Annotated in this window: 12 protein-coding genes; 7 read left to right on the plus strand and 5 right to left on the minus strand. The window is 51.2% G+C overall.

Annotation, left to right across the window (positions count from 1 at the left end; translation table 11 throughout):
* The first annotated feature begins 238 nt into the window (after positions 1 to 238).
* Positions 239 to 532: a hypothetical protein gene (locus GAP13_RS08560; RefSeq protein WP_158907913.1), complete on the plus strand. Its 294-nt coding sequence runs from the start codon at positions 239 to 241 to the stop codon at positions 530 to 532.
* 151 nt (positions 533 to 683) lie between these two features.
* On the opposite strand, the gene GAP13_RS08565 is transcribed toward GAP13_RS08560, so the two are convergent.
* Positions 684 to 1,361 (minus strand): DUF1836 domain-containing protein, encoded by a 678-nt coding sequence (locus GAP13_RS08565; protein ID WP_158907914.1) that lies wholly within the window; start codon positions 1,359 to 1,361, stop codon positions 684 to 686.
* A gap of 184 nt (positions 1,362 to 1,545) precedes the next feature.
* On the opposite strand from GAP13_RS08565, the gene GAP13_RS08570 reads away from it, so the two are divergent.
* Positions 1,546 to 2,418 carry an SGNH/GDSL hydrolase family protein gene (locus GAP13_RS08570; protein ID WP_158907915.1) on the plus strand — a complete coding sequence of 291 codons (873 nt, stop codon included), beginning with the start codon at positions 1,546 to 1,548 and terminating at the stop codon, positions 2,416 to 2,418.
* Positions 2,419 to 2,503: 85 nt separating this feature from the next.
* Here GAP13_RS08570 and GAP13_RS08575 read toward each other — a convergent pair whose 3' ends face one another.
* The 3 genes from GAP13_RS08575 to GAP13_RS08585 form a co-directional block, all read right to left on the minus strand.
* Entirely contained in the window at positions 2,504 to 3,040 is a 537-nt protein-coding gene (locus tag GAP13_RS08575) for a hypothetical protein (RefSeq protein WP_158907916.1), read from the minus strand.
* Positions 3,041 to 3,059: 19 nt separating this feature from the next.
* A complete protein-coding gene (locus tag GAP13_RS08580; RefSeq protein ID WP_158907917.1) occupies positions 3,060 to 5,129 on the minus strand; it encodes a glycogen-binding domain-containing protein in 2,070 nt (689 codons plus the stop codon).
* A 101-nt stretch (positions 5,130 to 5,230) separates the two neighbouring features.
* Positions 5,231 to 7,042, minus strand: a complete 1,812-nt coding sequence (locus GAP13_RS08585) for a glycoside hydrolase family 13 protein (RefSeq protein WP_158907918.1) — start codon at positions 7,040 to 7,042, stop codon at positions 5,231 to 5,233.
* Between the two features lie 122 nt (positions 7,043 to 7,164).
* On the opposite strand from GAP13_RS08585, the gene GAP13_RS08590 reads away from it, so the two are divergent.
* The 4 genes from GAP13_RS08590 (at position 7,165) to GAP13_RS08605 (ending at position 12,421) form a co-directional block, all read left to right on the plus strand.
* Positions 7,165 to 8,517 (plus strand): type 2 periplasmic-binding domain-containing protein, encoded by a 1,353-nt coding sequence (locus GAP13_RS08590; RefSeq protein WP_158907919.1) that lies wholly within the window; start codon positions 7,165 to 7,167, stop codon positions 8,515 to 8,517.
* Positions 8,518 to 8,658: 141 nt separating this feature from the next.
* A complete protein-coding gene (locus GAP13_RS08595; RefSeq protein WP_158907920.1) occupies positions 8,659 to 10,524 on the plus strand; it encodes a carbohydrate ABC transporter permease in 1,866 nt (621 codons plus the stop codon).
* Positions 10,521 to 11,429, plus strand: coding sequence for a sugar ABC transporter permease (locus GAP13_RS08600; RefSeq protein WP_158907921.1), 909 nt, complete (start codon positions 10,521 to 10,523; stop codon positions 11,427 to 11,429). Before GAP13_RS08595 ends, GAP13_RS08600 begins: the two co-directional genes overlap by 4 nt.
* A gap of 260 nt (positions 11,430 to 11,689) precedes the next feature.
* Positions 11,690 to 12,421 carry a hypothetical protein gene (locus GAP13_RS08605; protein WP_158907922.1) on the plus strand — a complete coding sequence of 244 codons (732 nt, stop codon included), beginning with the start codon at positions 11,690 to 11,692 and terminating at the stop codon, positions 12,419 to 12,421.
* On the opposite strand, the gene GAP13_RS08610 is transcribed toward GAP13_RS08605, so the two are convergent.
* Positions 12,411 to 14,117 (minus strand): alpha-amylase family glycosyl hydrolase, encoded by a 1,707-nt coding sequence (locus GAP13_RS08610; protein ID WP_158907923.1) that lies wholly within the window; start codon positions 14,115 to 14,117, stop codon positions 12,411 to 12,413. The genes GAP13_RS08605 and GAP13_RS08610 overlap by 11 nt on opposite strands.
* A gap of 109 nt (positions 14,118 to 14,226) precedes the next feature.
* Here GAP13_RS08610 and GAP13_RS08615 point away from each other — a divergent pair, with 109 nt between their 5' ends.
* Positions 14,227 to 16,725: an amylo-alpha-1,6-glucosidase gene (locus GAP13_RS08615; protein ID WP_158907924.1), complete on the plus strand. Its 2,499-nt coding sequence runs from the start codon at positions 14,227 to 14,229 to the stop codon at positions 16,723 to 16,725.
* The last annotated feature ends 13 nt before the right edge of the window (positions 16,726 to 16,738 follow it).

The following is a 16,738-nucleotide window of genomic DNA, read 5'->3' on the forward strand; positions in this document are numbered from 1 at the left end:
CGCGCATTCTCGACCCCTCTCAAAACCTCTGCGGAGTATCTGCCTCGCTATGCGCTTGCGTGAGTTTTCTCCTACCTACCTTCTGCAAGGTTCGAGACACTATGCATGTGATCCGCAAAGTAATGCAATAAAATAACGCAACAGCGAAAATCTCAGACTGGGAAAGGGAAAACAGGCGCAGCCGGGCATAGAGCTTGCTATTCTTTGGTGATAGAATCCGGAATCGAGGAGGCCATTTATGCGTACAAAGATCATAGCTATTTTGCTTGCCCTCTGCACGCTGTTTCTTCTCTCTTCCTGCCTGCCCGGCGACGGAAAAAATACCGTAGATAGACCGGCAAATTTCCTCACAGGCATTTGGCATGGCTGGATTGCGCCGATATCCCTGATTGTCAGTATTTTCAATGGCAAAATCAGAATCTACGAAGTGAATAATACCGGCTGGTGGTATGATGCAGGCTTCTACATGGCGGTCATTTCAGGCTTTGGCGGCCTGGCTGTCTCGCGCCGTAAAAGAAGGCGCGAGGAATAGCCCATAAAGAAAGCCTGGCAGGGCGAGCCGCTTTGCACAGGCGAGCACGCGCTCGCTAGCGGCTGCATGCGAGCGCTATCAGCCTTTTTGCATTGCCGCCGCATACGAGTCCTATCAGTCTTTTTTACTTCGCACCTGCGCACAAGTGCTATCAGCCTTTCTTTGCCTCGCGCCTGCCGGAAGGCTCTTGTGCGGCGGAGAGTGCACGGCTGCTGGAAGGCTTTTGCGTACCTGAAAGCTCGCGGCTACGTGCAATCGCCAATAGCCGCTCGGCAGCAAGACTTCGCAGGCTTGCCTCTACAGCAAGCTTGAGCGCGAGCTCGCGAAGTTTTGATTCGTCGATATTCGCGATATTCGCTTTTTCTTCAGCTTCTCCGGACAGCGCACGTTCGCTTTTTTTGATGCCGAGGCCCGCGAATATCTCTTCCGCAGTCGAAGCCGCGCACTCGATAAGCGCTTTCCGAAACAGCTCATAAAACTCACGATAGGAACCAGCTTCCGGTTTTCCGTCCAGCAGAGCCCCAAGATCCTGCACCGAGAGCGCCCGTTTCAGCGTGAATATCGAAAGCAAAAGCGCAATATGCTCCTGATTGTATTTTTTGCTCTCGGCGCGCGGTACAATTTTCGCTTTTACATAATTATTTATCATTGATGGAGTTATTGCTCGCTCATCCTCTGCTGCAAAAAGCCCACCCAGCTGCCGCTCGAGGTAGCTCACTACCTGATCCATATACAAACTGATATCAGGCAGCTGCTCCCACGCAGGCGGTTTCCCTGCCAGAAGAGCATCGAGATATGCTTTTACCGCTTCATATGCTTTCTCATCCATTTGAGCCCCTCTCTATATTTAAAGCCAGAATATCATATGATTTTCAATACTACAATATATAATAAAAATATCTTGACGAATTGAAAGCCATGCTATATGTTATAGTTATCTTTATCTTATGGTAATTGATACTATGTGAGTCCCCGAGAGCGCTCTCGAAAATTTGAATCCAGTATCAATATCCATGAGACAAAAATTGGAGAAAACGATGTACGCCAACGAAGTATGTCTGTTCGGAGATTCAATCGCCAGAGGCGTCATTCTCGATGCATGCGGCTCGTATAAGCCGATCAGAGAGAGCTTCGCTTTCCTTGCCGCCTCCGAACTCGGCTTCAGCCTCATCAACAAAGCCCGCTTTGGCTGCACCATCGCAAAAGGTCGCGAAATCATCGAGCGATTCCTGGGCAGGAATGCGGCGGTAACCACATGCTCAGCTAGCCTTGCAGACCCCGCGGGCATATCGCGCGCGCCAAGCGTACCACAAACAGCCACAAACATCATGCCAGAGAATGCCTCGCCCAATGTCGCTATACATATTCGAACAGACAACAGCCACGCCGCCGATTCGAGCCGACCCCGCCTCGCCTTCCTTGAGTTCGGAGGCAATGACTGCGACTTTCGCTGGGACGAAATTTCTGCAGATCCTCACCGGGAGCATCTCCCCGCAACCACCCCGGAGCGTTTTTTCCACATGTACGGCGAGGTCTTGCAAATGCTGAAGCAGAATGGCTTTAAGCCAGTGCTTATGACCCTGCCCCCGCTCAACGCCGAGCGCTACTTCGCCTGGTTCACGCGCGCAGGCCTCGATCAGGCCGCTATTCTCTCCTGGCTGGGCGATGTCCAATTCATCTACCGCTGGCACGAAAGCTACTCGAGCGCCATCTGGGAAATCGGCGAGGCCCACAATGTCCCTGTCGTCAACATCCGCAAGGCATTTCTCGAACAGCGCAACTATTCCCGCTTTTTATGCAAAGACGGCATTCATCCCAATACTGAAGGGCACCGCCTTATTACATCGGAAATAATCAAGTTTGCGCAGGAGCATATGAGCGTCTGAGAGCATGCGGCTTTCGTAAAAGAAAAAACCGGTGGGCTGCCACGTAGCTCCGCCCACCGGCAGAAGGAGGATTTGACTTTTAATATTATAGCTTGTTCGGATCGATGGTCAGCTCGATATCATTACCGGTCGAGCCAGCAACGTAGAAGTTATTTCCACCCGCATCGCCAAGAACAAGATTCCAGCTCGGATCATCATAGATGCAGATTTTGAACTGAGCGCCATCTGCAGCATTTCCCCAGGAAGGCGCCTTTCCATAGAACACGATCGAGAAAGTGCCAGTGTTATCTACGGTGCCGACAAGGCCAGCATCGGTGACGCTGGAGGCTGTGACATTCCAGTTATCACCGATATTGCTCGACGTAGATCCGATCGATGCTCCCGCAACAACAAATTTCTTCCCGACATCGGCAACAAGGTTCTTAATTGTGACTGTGTATTTGCTGTATGAATTGGCAGTTTCAGTTGCCGTCACCTGGATTGCAGCAGTATTCGTTGTTGTCGAGACATTTTGCTTGATTGGCAAAGAATACGCCGGATACACCTGCGTGTGCTGAATGGGACAGCCAGTAAGCGCAATGACTGCCATGAGCACAGCAAGAGTGAACATGATTCTTTTCATAGGTATACCTCACTCCTTATCAAAGATCCCAGTGGAGACCAATGCGCACTGCAGCAGTGCCAACATAGTTATTTACACCATTATATGTAACAAAGTCGTTAAGATTGAAACTCGATGGGCCGCTGCCGAAATCGTTGTAAGGATCCATGTTGTACACAAACTGAGCATAGGCTGTAGGCTTCTGGAGGGCCTTGAACTTCTGGGCGACACCAACGAAGAAGCCAAAGGGCGAAGAGCTTGCAGCTACGCCAGCATTCGGCGTGCGCAATCCCGCACCACCCTGAAGCGTAAGGTCGGAAGGAAGCTTGACTGCGCCGATGAGGGTATTAAAGAGATAGTTAGCATTGTTATTGTCGAAACCATAATAGAGATCGATTCCCTTCACGGTCTTGCTCACATCTGCCATGCTCAGCTTGAGACCGCCTTCGCCAAAGAGGAACTGGCTTGTGTTCGTTCCACGAGTGAACTGGTCGGCTGTTGCAGTATTGTAGGTAAGTTTCACATAGCCATTCAGCGTGGTCTTTATATCAAAGACGCGATCGAGCTTGAGTTCGAAAGACGGCTTCGCATAGAGCTGAATATTGTCTTTATCGTTATAAGGAAGTTTTGCTGCAGTCTTGTCGAGGACAAGGTCGACATATCCATACAATCCAACACTGAGAGTATCGAGCGGATAGGCAAAGACATCGAGCCATACCCGCTGGGAGTTGAGCGCGCCAAGCTGATCGACGAGGTGAGTATGACCATCTGCTCCCTGCTCGACATACATCATGTTAGCCTGGAAGCCGCGCAGCCGATAGCCCAGGGTCGTGCCGAAATAATCGCCAGCATATGCTACCTGCGTATTGGCCGCAAAGTTGGGGAGGAAGCCCAAGCCCTGCTTGGCTCCCGATACATCCGAGGTGCTAGGATTATATGCGGTGATATAGCTGTCATTGATGACATTGGCTCCCCAGAGGTTGTACAGCGCGTTGGCTTTGATCGTGACAGGGTCGAACTTGCCCGCATAGCCGCCGATGAAATCTGCTTCGTAGATTTCATCGAAGATGGTTTTATACGTAGTTCCAAATGCTCCATTATACTGGAAATCAAAATAATGGTTTGCATTCTGCAATGTTGCATAGGAGAAAAGACCATATTGATTGCCTGCACGATCAGCAGTTTTGTTTGGACCGATCGTCGCATTGACAGTCCAATCGCCAATCTTGCGAAGCGCTGGCCCAAGGCTGAATACTGCAAAGCCGCCCGTCTCGTTCCATCCTGCTTCCCATTCGGAATCGACGGTGATCCAGCTTACGTTCGTGTGGCCGGGCAGTTTGGCGTACTTATAACCAGTCACAAAATTGACATAGTCGCTATCGAAGCCCAGCTTGAGATGCCCAAGATACGTCGCAGCCTTCCGCTGGCCATCAATATAATAGATGGGATCGAAGATCGTGTCGACGAGAAGATTTGTAAGGCCATCGCTGAATGCAAGCGATCCCTTCTTGTAGAGATTTTCGAAACCATCATTTTCGGCAAGCGCGATTTCGGCATAGATGGGCATGCTGGGAAGAGCATTGCCGGAAATCTTGAAGTATGACTTAACGCCGACACCAGCGCTCTGCACTTCCATATTGTTGGTGGTATCGAATTTGGCCTGTGTGCCAACCATGCTCCATGTCTGGAACCTGAGCTTGGAGCCGCCAGAAGCAGGCGCTGCTGCTGCAGTCGTCGTGCCTCCCTTCTTGGCAGCAAGCAGCTCGGCCACATCGACCAGGCCATTGAAGCCGCCAAATCCATCGTCGATCTTGTCAGGTGCCTTGATATCAAAAATCCATGTACCATCGGCGATGAACTTGTATTTCATGACGGTGTTGGCAGGAACGACTATCTTATATTCCCAGCCATTTTCCACCTTGGTCATAGGAATGGCGCCATTCTGCCAATCCGTCCAGTCACCGGCGATCACCACCTGGTTCGCTTTGGTGCTGCCGAAGAAAAAGGTAACTTCGACCTTTCCGTCTCCTACTTCTTTTACTGATACATCAGCGAACACGATGCCGCCGAGAATCAGAAAAGCCGCGATGAAGGAGAGAATTTTTCTCATCTCGAACCTCCGTTTGTGTAAAACGGTTTAGCAAACCGTTTTAGAACTTTATTATACGAGCCATTTGTGAAGCTGTAAAGCTAAAAAATCAAAAAAGTGAATTACATGTGCAGATAGACAGCTGATCTGCCCCCGAGAAAACCAGCAAAAGGCTGTGATGCTAAAATCACTTCTACAGGTGCGGATGAGTGCAGGCCGAGCGCATCTCTCCATGCCGCCTCGGGCACTGCGGAAGTGTCGCGATTCACTAAAAGCGCAAGTCGCATCGCATCATCATGGATAATCAGAGCCACAAAACCAGGAAAGCTATCATTAAAAGAAGATTCCCGCGTTCCATAAGCAAAGGTCTTCCACCATGTGCGCCGCAGATTGACGAGCGAAGCGACAAAGCGCTCGAATTCCTTTTCATCTGGTTGTGGATCCCAGATCATACAGCGACGACAATCAGGATCTCTGCTCCCTTCGAGGGCATACTCTGTGCCGTAATACAGGCAGGGTGAACCAGGAAGAGCAAAGAGCAGACAGAGAGCGATTTTGGCGAGCTCCCGATCCTGGAACCTCGTCACAATGCGATCGGTATCGTGCGAATCGAGCAGATTGAATGTCGACTGCAACACCGTATCGGGATAGGAAAAGGAGATTGCGTTGATTCGGTGCAGAAAGTCTTTTCCGGTCAGAGCCCACGCGTTCCCGAGCACGAAATCAGTGATCGCGCTGCCAAAGGGGTAATTCATTACTGCATCATGCTGATCGCCGCGGAGCCATGGCATTGCATCGTGCCAAATTTCACCGACAATATAGGCATCGGGATTGACTGCCTTTACGCGTTTGCGGAATTCACGCCAGAACTCGTGATCGATTTCGTTTGCAACATCAAGCCGCCATCCATCGATGCCAAAATCCCTGACATACTTCACCGCCACCTCGAGCAAGTATTCCCTCGTTTCAGGATTGTTGGTGTTCAGTTTTGGCATGCGTGTGGTGAAACCAAAGGTCTCGAAATTCGTATGCCGTGAATCGCCGCTATCCTGACCTGATGGGAAGAGAGGAAAGTCGCGTATGCGGAACCAATCACGGTATACGGAATCGGGGCCCCGTTCAACGAGATCTTTCCAAGGGCCAAATTCCTTTCCTGCATGATTGAAGACAGCATCGAGAATGATGCGAATGCCTTTAGCTTTACATACATCGACAAGGCGTTTGAGATCCTCTTCCGTGCCGAATGAGGGATCGATGCAAAAATAGTCGGTAGTATCGTATTTGTGCGCAGAAGGAGAAGCAAAAATAGGTGTCAGGTAAATGCCGTTGCAACCGAGTGCTTCTATGTGGTCCAAACCCTGGATAATACCTTCAATGTCCCCGCCGTAAAATTCACGGTTCTGGACGGGTCCGCGGCTCCATGGCTTTGTGCCAGGAGGGTCGTTGTTCGGGTTGCCGTTCCGGAACCGCTCGGGAAAGATCTGATACCACACCGTACTGGCGACCCATGCTGGAGCCCTGAAAGTGTCTGTTTGATGAATGTAGGGAAATAAAAATGAATTCCAGTAATCAATCGGTTTGTCTCGATCTGCAGGGTCAATGCGAACCAGGCCCTTTTCCCCCAGATCGCAGATGCTGCCATCTCTGCCATAGAGGCGGAAGGCATAGCGCGCGCGCTTATACGGAGGCACCCACCGGGCTTCCCAGTAATCGCTTAAGCCGTTGCTGCCAATCCGATTCGCCTTGATACGGACACATTGCCATACCGCCTGGATGGATTCTTGATTGATGCGCCATTCATACGGATCCCCCACCCATACTTCAACAGACTCGATATCATCGCTAGCTGTCTGGATGCGAATGACCAGGCTCCGGCCGTCGGGTGAATAGCAAAATGCATCGGTGGATCTGTGATAGATTGCTGCAACGTTCATCTGCGGTCCAGCTCCTTTGGCAGACAATTTTCCCTTGACCGAATGGATATTAGCCTTTATGCTATGAGTTTGTAAACCGATTTATCGGCGAGAATGCCAAAGGGAAATAAGGAGGAACATGCATGAAACGACGAATGGCATTTGTTATGGTCCTTATTCTGATTGGGACAAGCGTGTTTGCGCAGTCGAAAGCCGTGTGGGACGCAAAGAACCGTCAATTCCAGATCGAAAAAGGAGCCAAGATTCGCCTTGGCGTCGATAATGATAAGGTTGGTGCAGCAATTGTCCAGCTATGGGATCAGTTGCATCCAGAAGCCAAGGGAATTGTGGAGTACATGAATCTCGGCGCCGCAGGATCAGCCGACCAGATTACTCAGCTTCAGGGTGATGCTCCGGATGTTGTACTCGCTATCGATGGCGAAGTAAGCCGGAATGCTCAATCTCTGTTGCCTCTGCATAAAGTGATCGCTGATGCTGCCAAGAGTTTTGCTGTTGAGCCTTTCTTCTCGGGGGCCAATTCAGGCATGGCAGTAAAGTTTATTCCTGTCGCCTATGATGGTATGACCTTTGCCTGGAACAAGACAATGATGGATGCCTTAAAGCTTGACACCAAAGACGCAAACAAGGATGGCCTGCCCGATGCCTTCGATACGTGGGAAGAAATCTTCGCTCTGGCCAAAAAATGGCAGACAAGCCGCCCGACTTACAAAGGCAAGCCTGTGACGATCGTCTATCCGATGTGCCTTGATGAAGTTTGGTCCGGTTATTCGAATCTCACTGCTGGTGGTTGGGAAATTTTCCCGAAAGCAGATCCTGCTAATCCCGGTTTCGATCAAGACAGTTTCCGCGCTGGGCTTGAATTCATCAAAGCCGCTGCCGATGCCATGATCAGTGTCGAAGTAAACGGTGCGCGAACCCCCGCTGCTTCAATGGTCTGGCGCTGGGATGATGCGCTCAATAATGAGACCGCCCCCTTCTTCCTGGTCGGCACATGGATGGATGTCAACGGCGCTGAGACAAAGGGCGGGTACGACATCAAGTTCGGCCCGATGCCCACATGGAACGGCAAGCGCCTTACTCCCTTTGTCAAGACAAAGGGCTGGATTATCAATGGCTTTACGAAGTACCCCTCTGCAGCCCATGAGCTCTATCGTATCCTATATACCCGTGACGGACTCCAGGCAATGGTCAACAATTCTTCTTACATCCCCGCGCTGAAGCCAAATGCCACGAACACTCCGAGCTACCGCGACGATCCCAACAAGGCCGAGATGGCCAAGGCCTTCGCATTCAATTATCCTGAGCCCTCAATCACCCTGCCTAAAAATCCTGCCAAAAAAGCAATGGATGGCTACTATGGTATCGGTGTAAACCTTGAACTCCGCGATACCTGGGATGGGAAGAAGACTCCTGCTGAAGCTCAGGCCAATCTCATCAACCTCTATAATAAGTGGTATGAGGAAAACAACAAGTAATCGAGATTTGGCTTTTCAACTTGCCCGACCAGCTTGTCGCTGGCCGGGTCCGCAGGAGCTCTCACTGATGGGGGCTCCTCTTTTGCTATAATTGATTCTGTTATTGAATTGTATCGCGATAAACGCGGAGGAGAATGTGCGATGGCCAACGCTCCTATTGCGACCAATAAGCCGAAATCATGGAAAGCAAAACCACTTGCTGTTGGCATTGCTTCCCTTTTGGTGCCCGGCCTTGGCCAATGGCTCAACCGGCAGAGATTGAAGGCGCTGATATGGTTTTTCATTCCTTTGTTCATTCTTGCAATTGAGCTCGGTTCTTCACAATGGGGCCGATACCTCGAGCTGAAGCAAGGCAAGGTTCCACCAGAAGCGCTGGCCACTGCAGCGTATCAAAATGCTTCAGCAACTCAGGAAGAGACCTCCAGTCAGTCAGATTATATGTCAGCCCTTTTTGGAGATTCTGGGCAGGAAGGGCAGACAGCTGGCTCGGGTGATCCTTTTGCAGATTCGACAAATGCTCAAGAGAATAACACCCCGGCAGGTTCTGGCGATCCTTTTGCACAAGCCGCGGTCTCTGAAGAAAACAACAAGCCCGGCTCTACGTCAGAAGCCAAAGGAGCCGATGCTGAGCAGGGGAATTACTTCAACGCAACCTATGTGTATCCGAACTATCGGCCTGGCGAACCACACTATCCGATACGCGATTTCGGCGGCTTTTTTACTCGGGGGATCTGGGGCCTTGTCACGCTGGGACGGCTTGTCATCGATCAGCCCTATGCCGGCGGCTATATCGAACTATACAATAAAATAAGCCCATGGCTAAGCGCTGATAACTCAATTGTACTCCTTGGCAACGGACTCATCTGTCTCGCGGTACTGCTTATTCTGGGTCTTCTATGGGTGCTGGGCGCAATTGATGCCTATTCGACGCGCAAGCGCATTCTATCCAGCGGACAGGTCGAAAGATTTAGCGCTTTCTGGAAGCGCACGTGGGATTCACTCTATGTGTATATAGTGTCGGCGCCGGCCTTTGTTCTCATTATCATGTTCACCGTGATCCCAATCTTTTTCACATTTTTGCTTGCGTTCACAAATTATACTTACAAAATCAAACTAGGCGCAAAACTTATTGAATGGGTAGGCTTCGGGACTTTCAGCTATCTGGCTGTGGACCCAGGATGGCTATCGATTTTTGGCCAAATCTTTCTCTGGACCATTTTTTGGGCATTTATGTCTTCTTTTACTGTATATGCGCTGGGATTCGTCAATGCCATGATTGTAGAATCTCCTCTCGTTCGCTACAAAAAGTTCTGGCGCACTATCATGATCCTGCCCTGGGCTATTCCTTCCCTTGTGAGTCTCATGATGTTCAGGAATGCCTTCGACAAGGACGGTCTTGTCAACCAGTTTCTTTTTGCAACCGGACTGATGGAGCCTGTGTCGAAGTTGCTTTTCAATATCGGCCTGGCGGGGCAAGCCGATCAGCCAATTTTCTGGTTTCAGCCTATTTACAATGGCAAACTGGCGCGATTCGTTGTAATTTTGGTCAACCTTTGGCTTGGCGCTCCCTACCATATGATGATGATCATCGGTGTGCTTTCGACCATCCCCAAGGAGCTCTACGAAGCCGCTGCCATCGATGGGGCATCTGGCAGTCAGCGATTCCGCTATATCACCTTGCCAATGGTTCTCAGCGCCACTGTGCCAGCTCTGATCATGACATTCAGTTTCAATTTCAACAATTTCGGTGCCGTATACTTCCTTACGGGAGGTGGGCCGGTGTGGGATCCTGCAAAAGTACCTGACAGCATGCGCATCGTCGGTTCGGCAATGCCCGGTCAGACTGATATTCTCATTTCGTGGATCTACAAGCTGTCGTTCACCAAGGGCTTTGAGCAATACAATGTCGCTGCCGTATACTCGATAATCATTTTCATGATTGTCGGCGGTTTTTCAGTGTTCAACCTCCTTAGATCAAAGAGTTTCCGCGAGGAGGCAGGAGAATGAATGCTTCTATTACTATCGTCAGTGGCAAGCTCTCCCGCAGGGCCAAGGCGAGACGTACGGGCCTCAAGATCTTTCAGTACACCTGGCTCGTGCTGACATGTCTGGTCGTGCTGGTACCGATCCTGTGGATGATTGTTGCTTCGTTCACAAGGGGCAAGCTCTTGTCAGGTGTTCCACTTTTGCCAAATTTCAAGAATTTTTCTCTTGAGCACTATACGTATCTCTTTACTTACAAAAGCCAGAGCGGCGCAAGATTCTCGGATTTCGTTGCATCATTTTTGCGCTCGCTTTCCATTGCGGTCGTCAACACTGCTGCCGTAGTATTGCTGAGCTCAATGACAGGCTTTGTCTTCGCGCGCTTCCGGTTCAGGGGCAAAAAGTCATTGCTTGTGAGCTTTCTGCTCTTGCAGATGTTCCCGTCGTTCATGGGAATGATTGCCATTTTCATGATCTTTCGGACGTTTGGCTGGCTCAACAAGCCGCTGTATCTTGTATTCATATATGCGGCTGGAGCCATTCCCTACAACACCTATCTCATACGCGGCTACATGCGGTCTATTTCTCTGTCGATCGATGAGGCGGCAATGATTGATGGCGCATCGAAGACGCAGGTGTTTTTCAAGATTATTCTGCCTCTTTCGGGCTCGATTATCGGATTTGTGGCAGTAAACGCCTTTATGGCACCATGGATGGATTACATGCTGCCCAATCAGTTGCTCGACATGCAGAACCAGACCGTCGCAATCTTTCTTTATCGCCTTACTGATCCATTTATCACAATGTACTACAATCCTCTCAATTTCATGGCAGGCGCACTGCTGCTTGCCACGCCGATTACTCTCGTGCAGTTCTATATGCAACGCTTTATTGTATACGGCATGACGGCAGGAGCTGAAAAAGGTTGATTGCAAGAAGGCAAGATCGAAAAGCCCCTGACAGACTAATTGAGGCAGGGGAGAGGAACACCATACCTTTGTGGAATGCCCTACGCTCATGGTGGTCTAATGTAGCTGCAGAGCGCTGCGCGAGCCTGCCATGGCTTTTGGCAATTGTATTTTTTGTGGCATCAAGCCTGGCGCTCGCTCTTCCTTTTGCTGCAGGGCGATGGCGCGAAGCATCTTTCAATGCAAAAACAGCGCAGTATCCAGGCCTTGGAGCTGCCTTTATGGCGCTTGCTGAATCGTCCGGCGAGTTTGCAGTACATGATGGGAAATTGATAACAAAGGGTGCGGCCCCGCAGATTCTGTACGTCGGGGACTGGACAGTCGTGTTTGGCGAGAAAGAGGACCCTGGGGCATGGAATGCTTACAAGGGCAGTGAGTCAAAAGCTCAGCCTGCATCGCCAGGCATGTCGGCTCAACCAGCACCTAGTGCTGCTCCTAAAGCCCCTGGCGCGCTGCTCTGGTTCGGGGAAAACTGGTTTGCCATTCGCAACCGGCCGGGAGGGGCTGGCTTTGTTTCATCATGGCAGCCTTTTGAAGGTTTTAACGATGGTCTATTGAAGCGTGCGGCGCAAAATCGCCAAACAATGGCCGATCTCATTGAAGGTATGTTGTTTACTGCGAACTTCAGAGACATGGGAAGCTCTCTGATGACGCTATTTTTGCTGATGTTAGTGCAGAATGGCGTTTATATATTGATATTGGGCTTTCTCCTTTCACTCTCAGCTCTCCGGCTGGGGCGGTTGCAGAAAGAACCGAGCAGAAAAATCGAACCAGCCAAGGCTATTAAAGTCGCCATCTTCGCAATTGCCGGGCCAGCCTTTCTGACTGGTCTGGCTGGACTTGCTATTCCCTCTTTATCCACGCCGATGCTGTGGCTCTTCTATTCGCTCGCAGCTGGTATACGGGTATTGGCCATCTATTCAGCGCGATACCAAAAAGCGGTCAGGGCTTAAGAACTTCGAATACTGCTGATGATTCAGCCGGGACCGTGACATCTAAAGCTGCTTGCGATGTCTTGAGCCCAGCACTCCTGCTCAGCTCCTCATCCGATGCCCAGAGCAGTCGAAGCTGTATGCCTTCCGGCGTTGCTGCATGGAATGGAGTGGTTCCAAGATTGTGAATAACAAGGACTGTTTGAGCATCATCCCCTCTCAACCACGCGAGAATGGATGCGTTGTCGAAGCCTGGCCATGACACAGGCACATAGCCGCCGCGACGAATCGCAGGGCTTGCTGCCCTCAGCAGGGAAAGGCTACCGTAGAAATTGGCGAGGCTTTCGGGGTTTTGCAGCTGGATGTCGAGTGGTGACGTGAGGCGGTTCTGCCCCGGTACTGCCTTGCCGCTCTTTTTTGCCCAATCAGTGTTCGGAATACCCGGGTGACTAGTCCAGAGAAAGCCGTCACGACGCGAGATATCGTCGTTCTGATAACGGATGCCAGTCATACCAAGCTCTTCACCATAGTACACAAAGGGCAGACCGGGCAGGGTCTGGCTTATTGCTGCTGCCAGTTTCGCCTTCGTCAACGCGAGGGCTTTGGCAGCAAGAGTCGCCTGATTGTCGCCTGATTCCGGCTCTGCTCCTGCTGTTGCATTCAGCCCGAGGCCGCTCAGCAATGTACTCATGGCCCTGTCCTGGTCATGATTTGTGAGAAGGGGCAAAGGCTGAAAAGACGGTATTCGCTGGTACTGGCGATAATTGTTCAGATATGAATTCGGGAATGCCCCCGGACCCATGCGGTTCACTGCATCAATTGTGAGCCTGGCAGCAGGAAAATCGAACAGCCCATCAAACACTGAGGCATATGCCGCGATCTCTGCAGAACTTTCCGTAAGTACTTCCCCGATGAACATGACATCCGGCTTGATACGCCGGCAATAGCGGCGCAAATCATTCCAGAAACTTTTATTGAGCGCGAGCGTCGGCGTGCCCGCGGGCATTTCGTTCGGATCGAAGGCATGCTTTGCAGCATCAAAGCGGAAGCCATCAACCCCTTTGCCAATCCAGAAGGCGAGAATGTCCTTGAGTTCGTTTACAACATCAGTATTGTCGAGGTTGAGGTCCGGCATGCCTTCCCAGAATGCTGAGAAGTATTCGAATACCGAGCCATCTGGGCGGGTATAACGATAAAACCTGCCCATGCCGCCTGAGCCGTACTGGGTGCCAGGCTGCTTGGTACGGTAATAGGCAACATAAGGGCTCGACGCAGAGCGCATCGCATCGAGGAACCATGGATGCTCTCGCGATGTATGGTTGAACACCATATCCAGAATGATCTTTATGCCGCGGCTGTGCGCGTCGGCGACAAAGTGTTCGAAGTCTTCCATTGTCCCCAAGCGAGGATCGATCGCCTTGTAATCTTTGACATCATACCCGTGGTAGGAACTCGCCGAATTGATTGGCGAGAGCCAGATAGCTGAAATGCCGAGATCGTTCCCTCCGAAAGGGTTGCCATCATTGAGATAATTGAGGGCATTGGTAAGGCCTTTGATGTCCCCGTAGCCATCACCATCAGAATCGGCGAAGGAGTAGATAAGCACCTGATAGGCTGGCCCCAAAGCATCCTTCCACCAGAGCTGCCCCGATTCCTGGCCGGCGAGCGGCGAGAGTAACGCGATAGCCACAAGCAAAAATGCACCTAGTCGTTTCATTTTAAACCTCTCTGTCTCGAACAAAAGGAGAGTCTATCGGCCCGGTTATTGTCTTTCTTTCTGACTAAAGATAGTAATACACTGGATTAACCGGTTTTGTGGAGCCTCTATGAACCAGAATTGGAAAGAATTCCTCACAATAGACATAGCACCCGGCGAAAACAGAAGGATTGCTTGGGCTGACAAGGTTGGCGGGTTTCTCGATCTCATGTCTGCTTCTCCTTGTGCAGGCGAAGGATATGTGCACGGTCAAGAATCTCGGCTCAAGGATGTGCTGGAAGTTTCCGGCAGAACTATTCGTTCACGTAATCTTTGTCATGTGCAAGTGTTGCCGGGAGAAGTAGCATTTTCCAAGGAAAAGGCAGGAGGAACCAAGAATATTCTGCGGCTCGCGCTTCTCATGGAAGCAGATGCTTTTTGGATAGAGCTTGATACATCTCAAGCAAGTGAACGCGCAGACGGGCCCACCAGTGCAGATGCATTTGCCATTGAATCTGATGGGAACAGAGGCACGGTTGAAGGCGGTGGCAGGAGTGTCTGTCTTGTTTTGCCCGAAGCGCAGGCTGGCGAGGCTGATTGGCCGCAGCCTCATGAATATCGATACACTGCCTTTTCGCTGTGGGCAAGCGCCGGGATCGAAATTGCCATCGCATCCCGACAACCTTTTGCAATCGACCAGTCTCCTCTTGAGTCAGAAGTACAGATTCCCCATGGCTTTGGAACGATTCGGGTAGAGTTCAGCGTCCCTCGCGATGCTTATGGCGCCGATGTTCCAGGCCGGCTGGCTGGACACAATCACACACTATATATCGCATGGGGAAAGAACGCCGAAGAAGCGCTCACACGGGCACTGCAACTGGCCGCAGAAGATGCAATACAGCACCACCGTGCAGCCACCTCAGATATTCTTTCTTCTATGGATATCGCAACGGGAAACGATGAATTCGATAAGGCTTTGCGATGGGCAGCTTTTTCTGGTTGGAGCCTCGTCACGAGAGAATATGGACTCGGTATCTGGGCGGGACTCCCATGGTTCAGGGATAACTGGGGCCGTGACACTTTCATTGCCTTACCGGGAATCCTCCTCGTGACAGGTCACTTTGCAGAAGCGCGCGAAATTATACGGACCTTCGCGAATCGCCAGAACACCGATCCGACAAGCCCCGATTTCGGTCGTATTCCGAATCGCTGGCGCAGCCCCGATGATGTAATTTTCAATACTGCCGACGGCACGCTCTGGTTTATTCGCGAAGTCTGGGAATATGTGCAATATACTGGCGATACTGCTTTTGCGCTCGAAATGAAGCCTTTTCTCGACAGGGCCCTTACAGCGGATATCACCCGCAGTGATGAGCATGGTTTTCTGCAACATGGCGACGCAGACACATGGATGGATGCGCGAATCCGTGGCAAGGAAGCATGGTCGCCAAGGGGCGATCGTGCTGTCGAGATCCAAGCGCTCTTCTATACTGCCCTTCTCTGCGGGGCGCGGATAGCGGAGCTTGCTGGCGACTTCGGGCACGCAGCGCACTACAGGGAAGCAGCATCGAAATTGCGCTCATCCTTTTTGCATTATTTCTGGCGGCCTGAAGCAAATCGCCTTGCTGACAGGCTTTATTCGCATTCAGAAGAAGCTGACCTGCGCGTACGGCCCAATGGATGTATCGCTCTCGCTGCATCCGCCATTCTGCCTGAAGAGCAAGCGCTCCTTCCAATTGAAATCGAAGCAGTGGTTCTTGCTGACTGTGTCTCCAGACTCGTCTATCCATATGGCGTAGCGAGCCTTTGGCAAGAGGATCCCTTATTTCATGGCCGGCACGACGGCTCACCCCTCTATCACAAGGATGCCGCCTATCACAATGGCACGATCTGGGGTTGGAATGCCGGCCCCGTCATTCAGGAATTGCTGAAGTTCGGACAAATCAGTCTCGCACAATCGCTCGCTGCTGAGCTGGCCAGGCAGATACTCCATGATGGCGCTGCGGGAACGATGAGCGAGAATCTGGATGCCATGCCAGGCCCGGATGGGAAACCTGTTCCCTCCGGAGCATATTCTCAGGCATGGAGTGTTTCTGAATTCGTGCGAACAGCGTTCCAAAGCTTTTTGGGATTCATGCCGCGCCTCGCCGACGGCGAGCTCATCGCTGCTCCCTACCCTGGTTTTTCAGGCACAGTGAAGTTCGGGACAGATCAACAGCTATACATTGCAGCCAGCCGCGGAAACAGCATATTCGAGTACCAGATTGAATGGCTGGGCGAAATCGGGGCCGATAGCTCCCTCGAATTGCACCTGCACATTGCAACAAACAAGGGCATTATAAAAGCGGCTATCCCTATTCGACAGGGACAGCGTTTGCACCTGCGCTACGACGAGGCAAGCGGAAAGATGCATTCGGTTTCCAGCTACCCTCCCCTCAAGCAGGCGCATTCGGTTATCGAAACGCGGCTTGTCATTCCCATTCAGCCAGCGTTTAAAAACCTACATTTTGCTTCTCCGCATCTTCCTCCATGGAACAAGCCTGCCCGCGAGCCACAGTATCTTGAACGCATTATTCTTGGCAGCGCTGATACTGCAAACCCCGCAGTCTATCTCATCAAACGCTGCTAAGAACTATCCTTTA

It is taken from the genome of Rectinema subterraneum (assembly GCA_009768935.1).
GTDB classification, from domain to species: domain Bacteria; phylum Spirochaetota; class Spirochaetia; order Treponematales; family Rectinemataceae; genus Rectinema; species Rectinema subterraneum.

What these genes read in the sequence shown, in the direction of transcription:
- GAP13_RS08605 (WP_158907922.1), top strand. Translation starts at nt 11,690, where the DNA reads ATGGCGCTTGCTGAATCGTCCGGCGAGTTTGCAGTACATGATGGGAAA.
- GAP13_RS08600 (WP_158907921.1), top strand. Translation starts at nt 10,521, where the DNA reads ATGAATGCTTCTATTACTATCGTCAGTGGCAAGCTCTCCCGCAGGGCC.
- GAP13_RS08575 (WP_158907916.1), bottom strand. Translation starts at nt 3,040, where the DNA reads ATGAAAAGAATCATGTTCACTCTTGCTGTGCTCATGGCAGTCATTGCG.
- GAP13_RS08615 (WP_158907924.1), top strand. Translation starts at nt 14,227, where the DNA reads ATGAACCAGAATTGGAAAGAATTCCTCACAATAGACATAGCACCCGGC.
- GAP13_RS08585 (WP_158907918.1), bottom strand. Translation starts at nt 7,042, where the DNA reads ATGAACGTTGCAGCAATCTATCACAGATCCACCGATGCATTTTGCTAT.
- GAP13_RS08610 (WP_158907923.1), bottom strand. Translation starts at nt 14,117, where the DNA reads ATGAAACGACTAGGTGCATTTTTGCTTGTGGCTATCGCGTTACTCTCG.
- GAP13_RS08560 (WP_158907913.1), top strand. Translation starts at nt 239, where the DNA reads ATGCGTACAAAGATCATAGCTATTTTGCTTGCCCTCTGCACGCTGTTT.
- GAP13_RS08580 (WP_158907917.1), bottom strand. Translation starts at nt 5,129, where the DNA reads ATGAGAAAAATTCTCTCCTTCATCGCGGCTTTTCTGATTCTCGGCGGC.
- GAP13_RS08565 (WP_158907914.1), bottom strand. Translation starts at nt 1,361, where the DNA reads ATGGATGAGAAAGCATATGAAGCGGTAAAAGCATATCTCGATGCTCTT.
- GAP13_RS08570 (WP_158907915.1), top strand. Translation starts at nt 1,546, where the DNA reads ATGAGACAAAAATTGGAGAAAACGATGTACGCCAACGAAGTATGTCTG.
- GAP13_RS08595 (WP_158907920.1), top strand. Translation starts at nt 8,659, where the DNA reads ATGGCCAACGCTCCTATTGCGACCAATAAGCCGAAATCATGGAAAGCA.
- GAP13_RS08590 (WP_158907919.1), top strand. Translation starts at nt 7,165, where the DNA reads ATGAAACGACGAATGGCATTTGTTATGGTCCTTATTCTGATTGGGACA.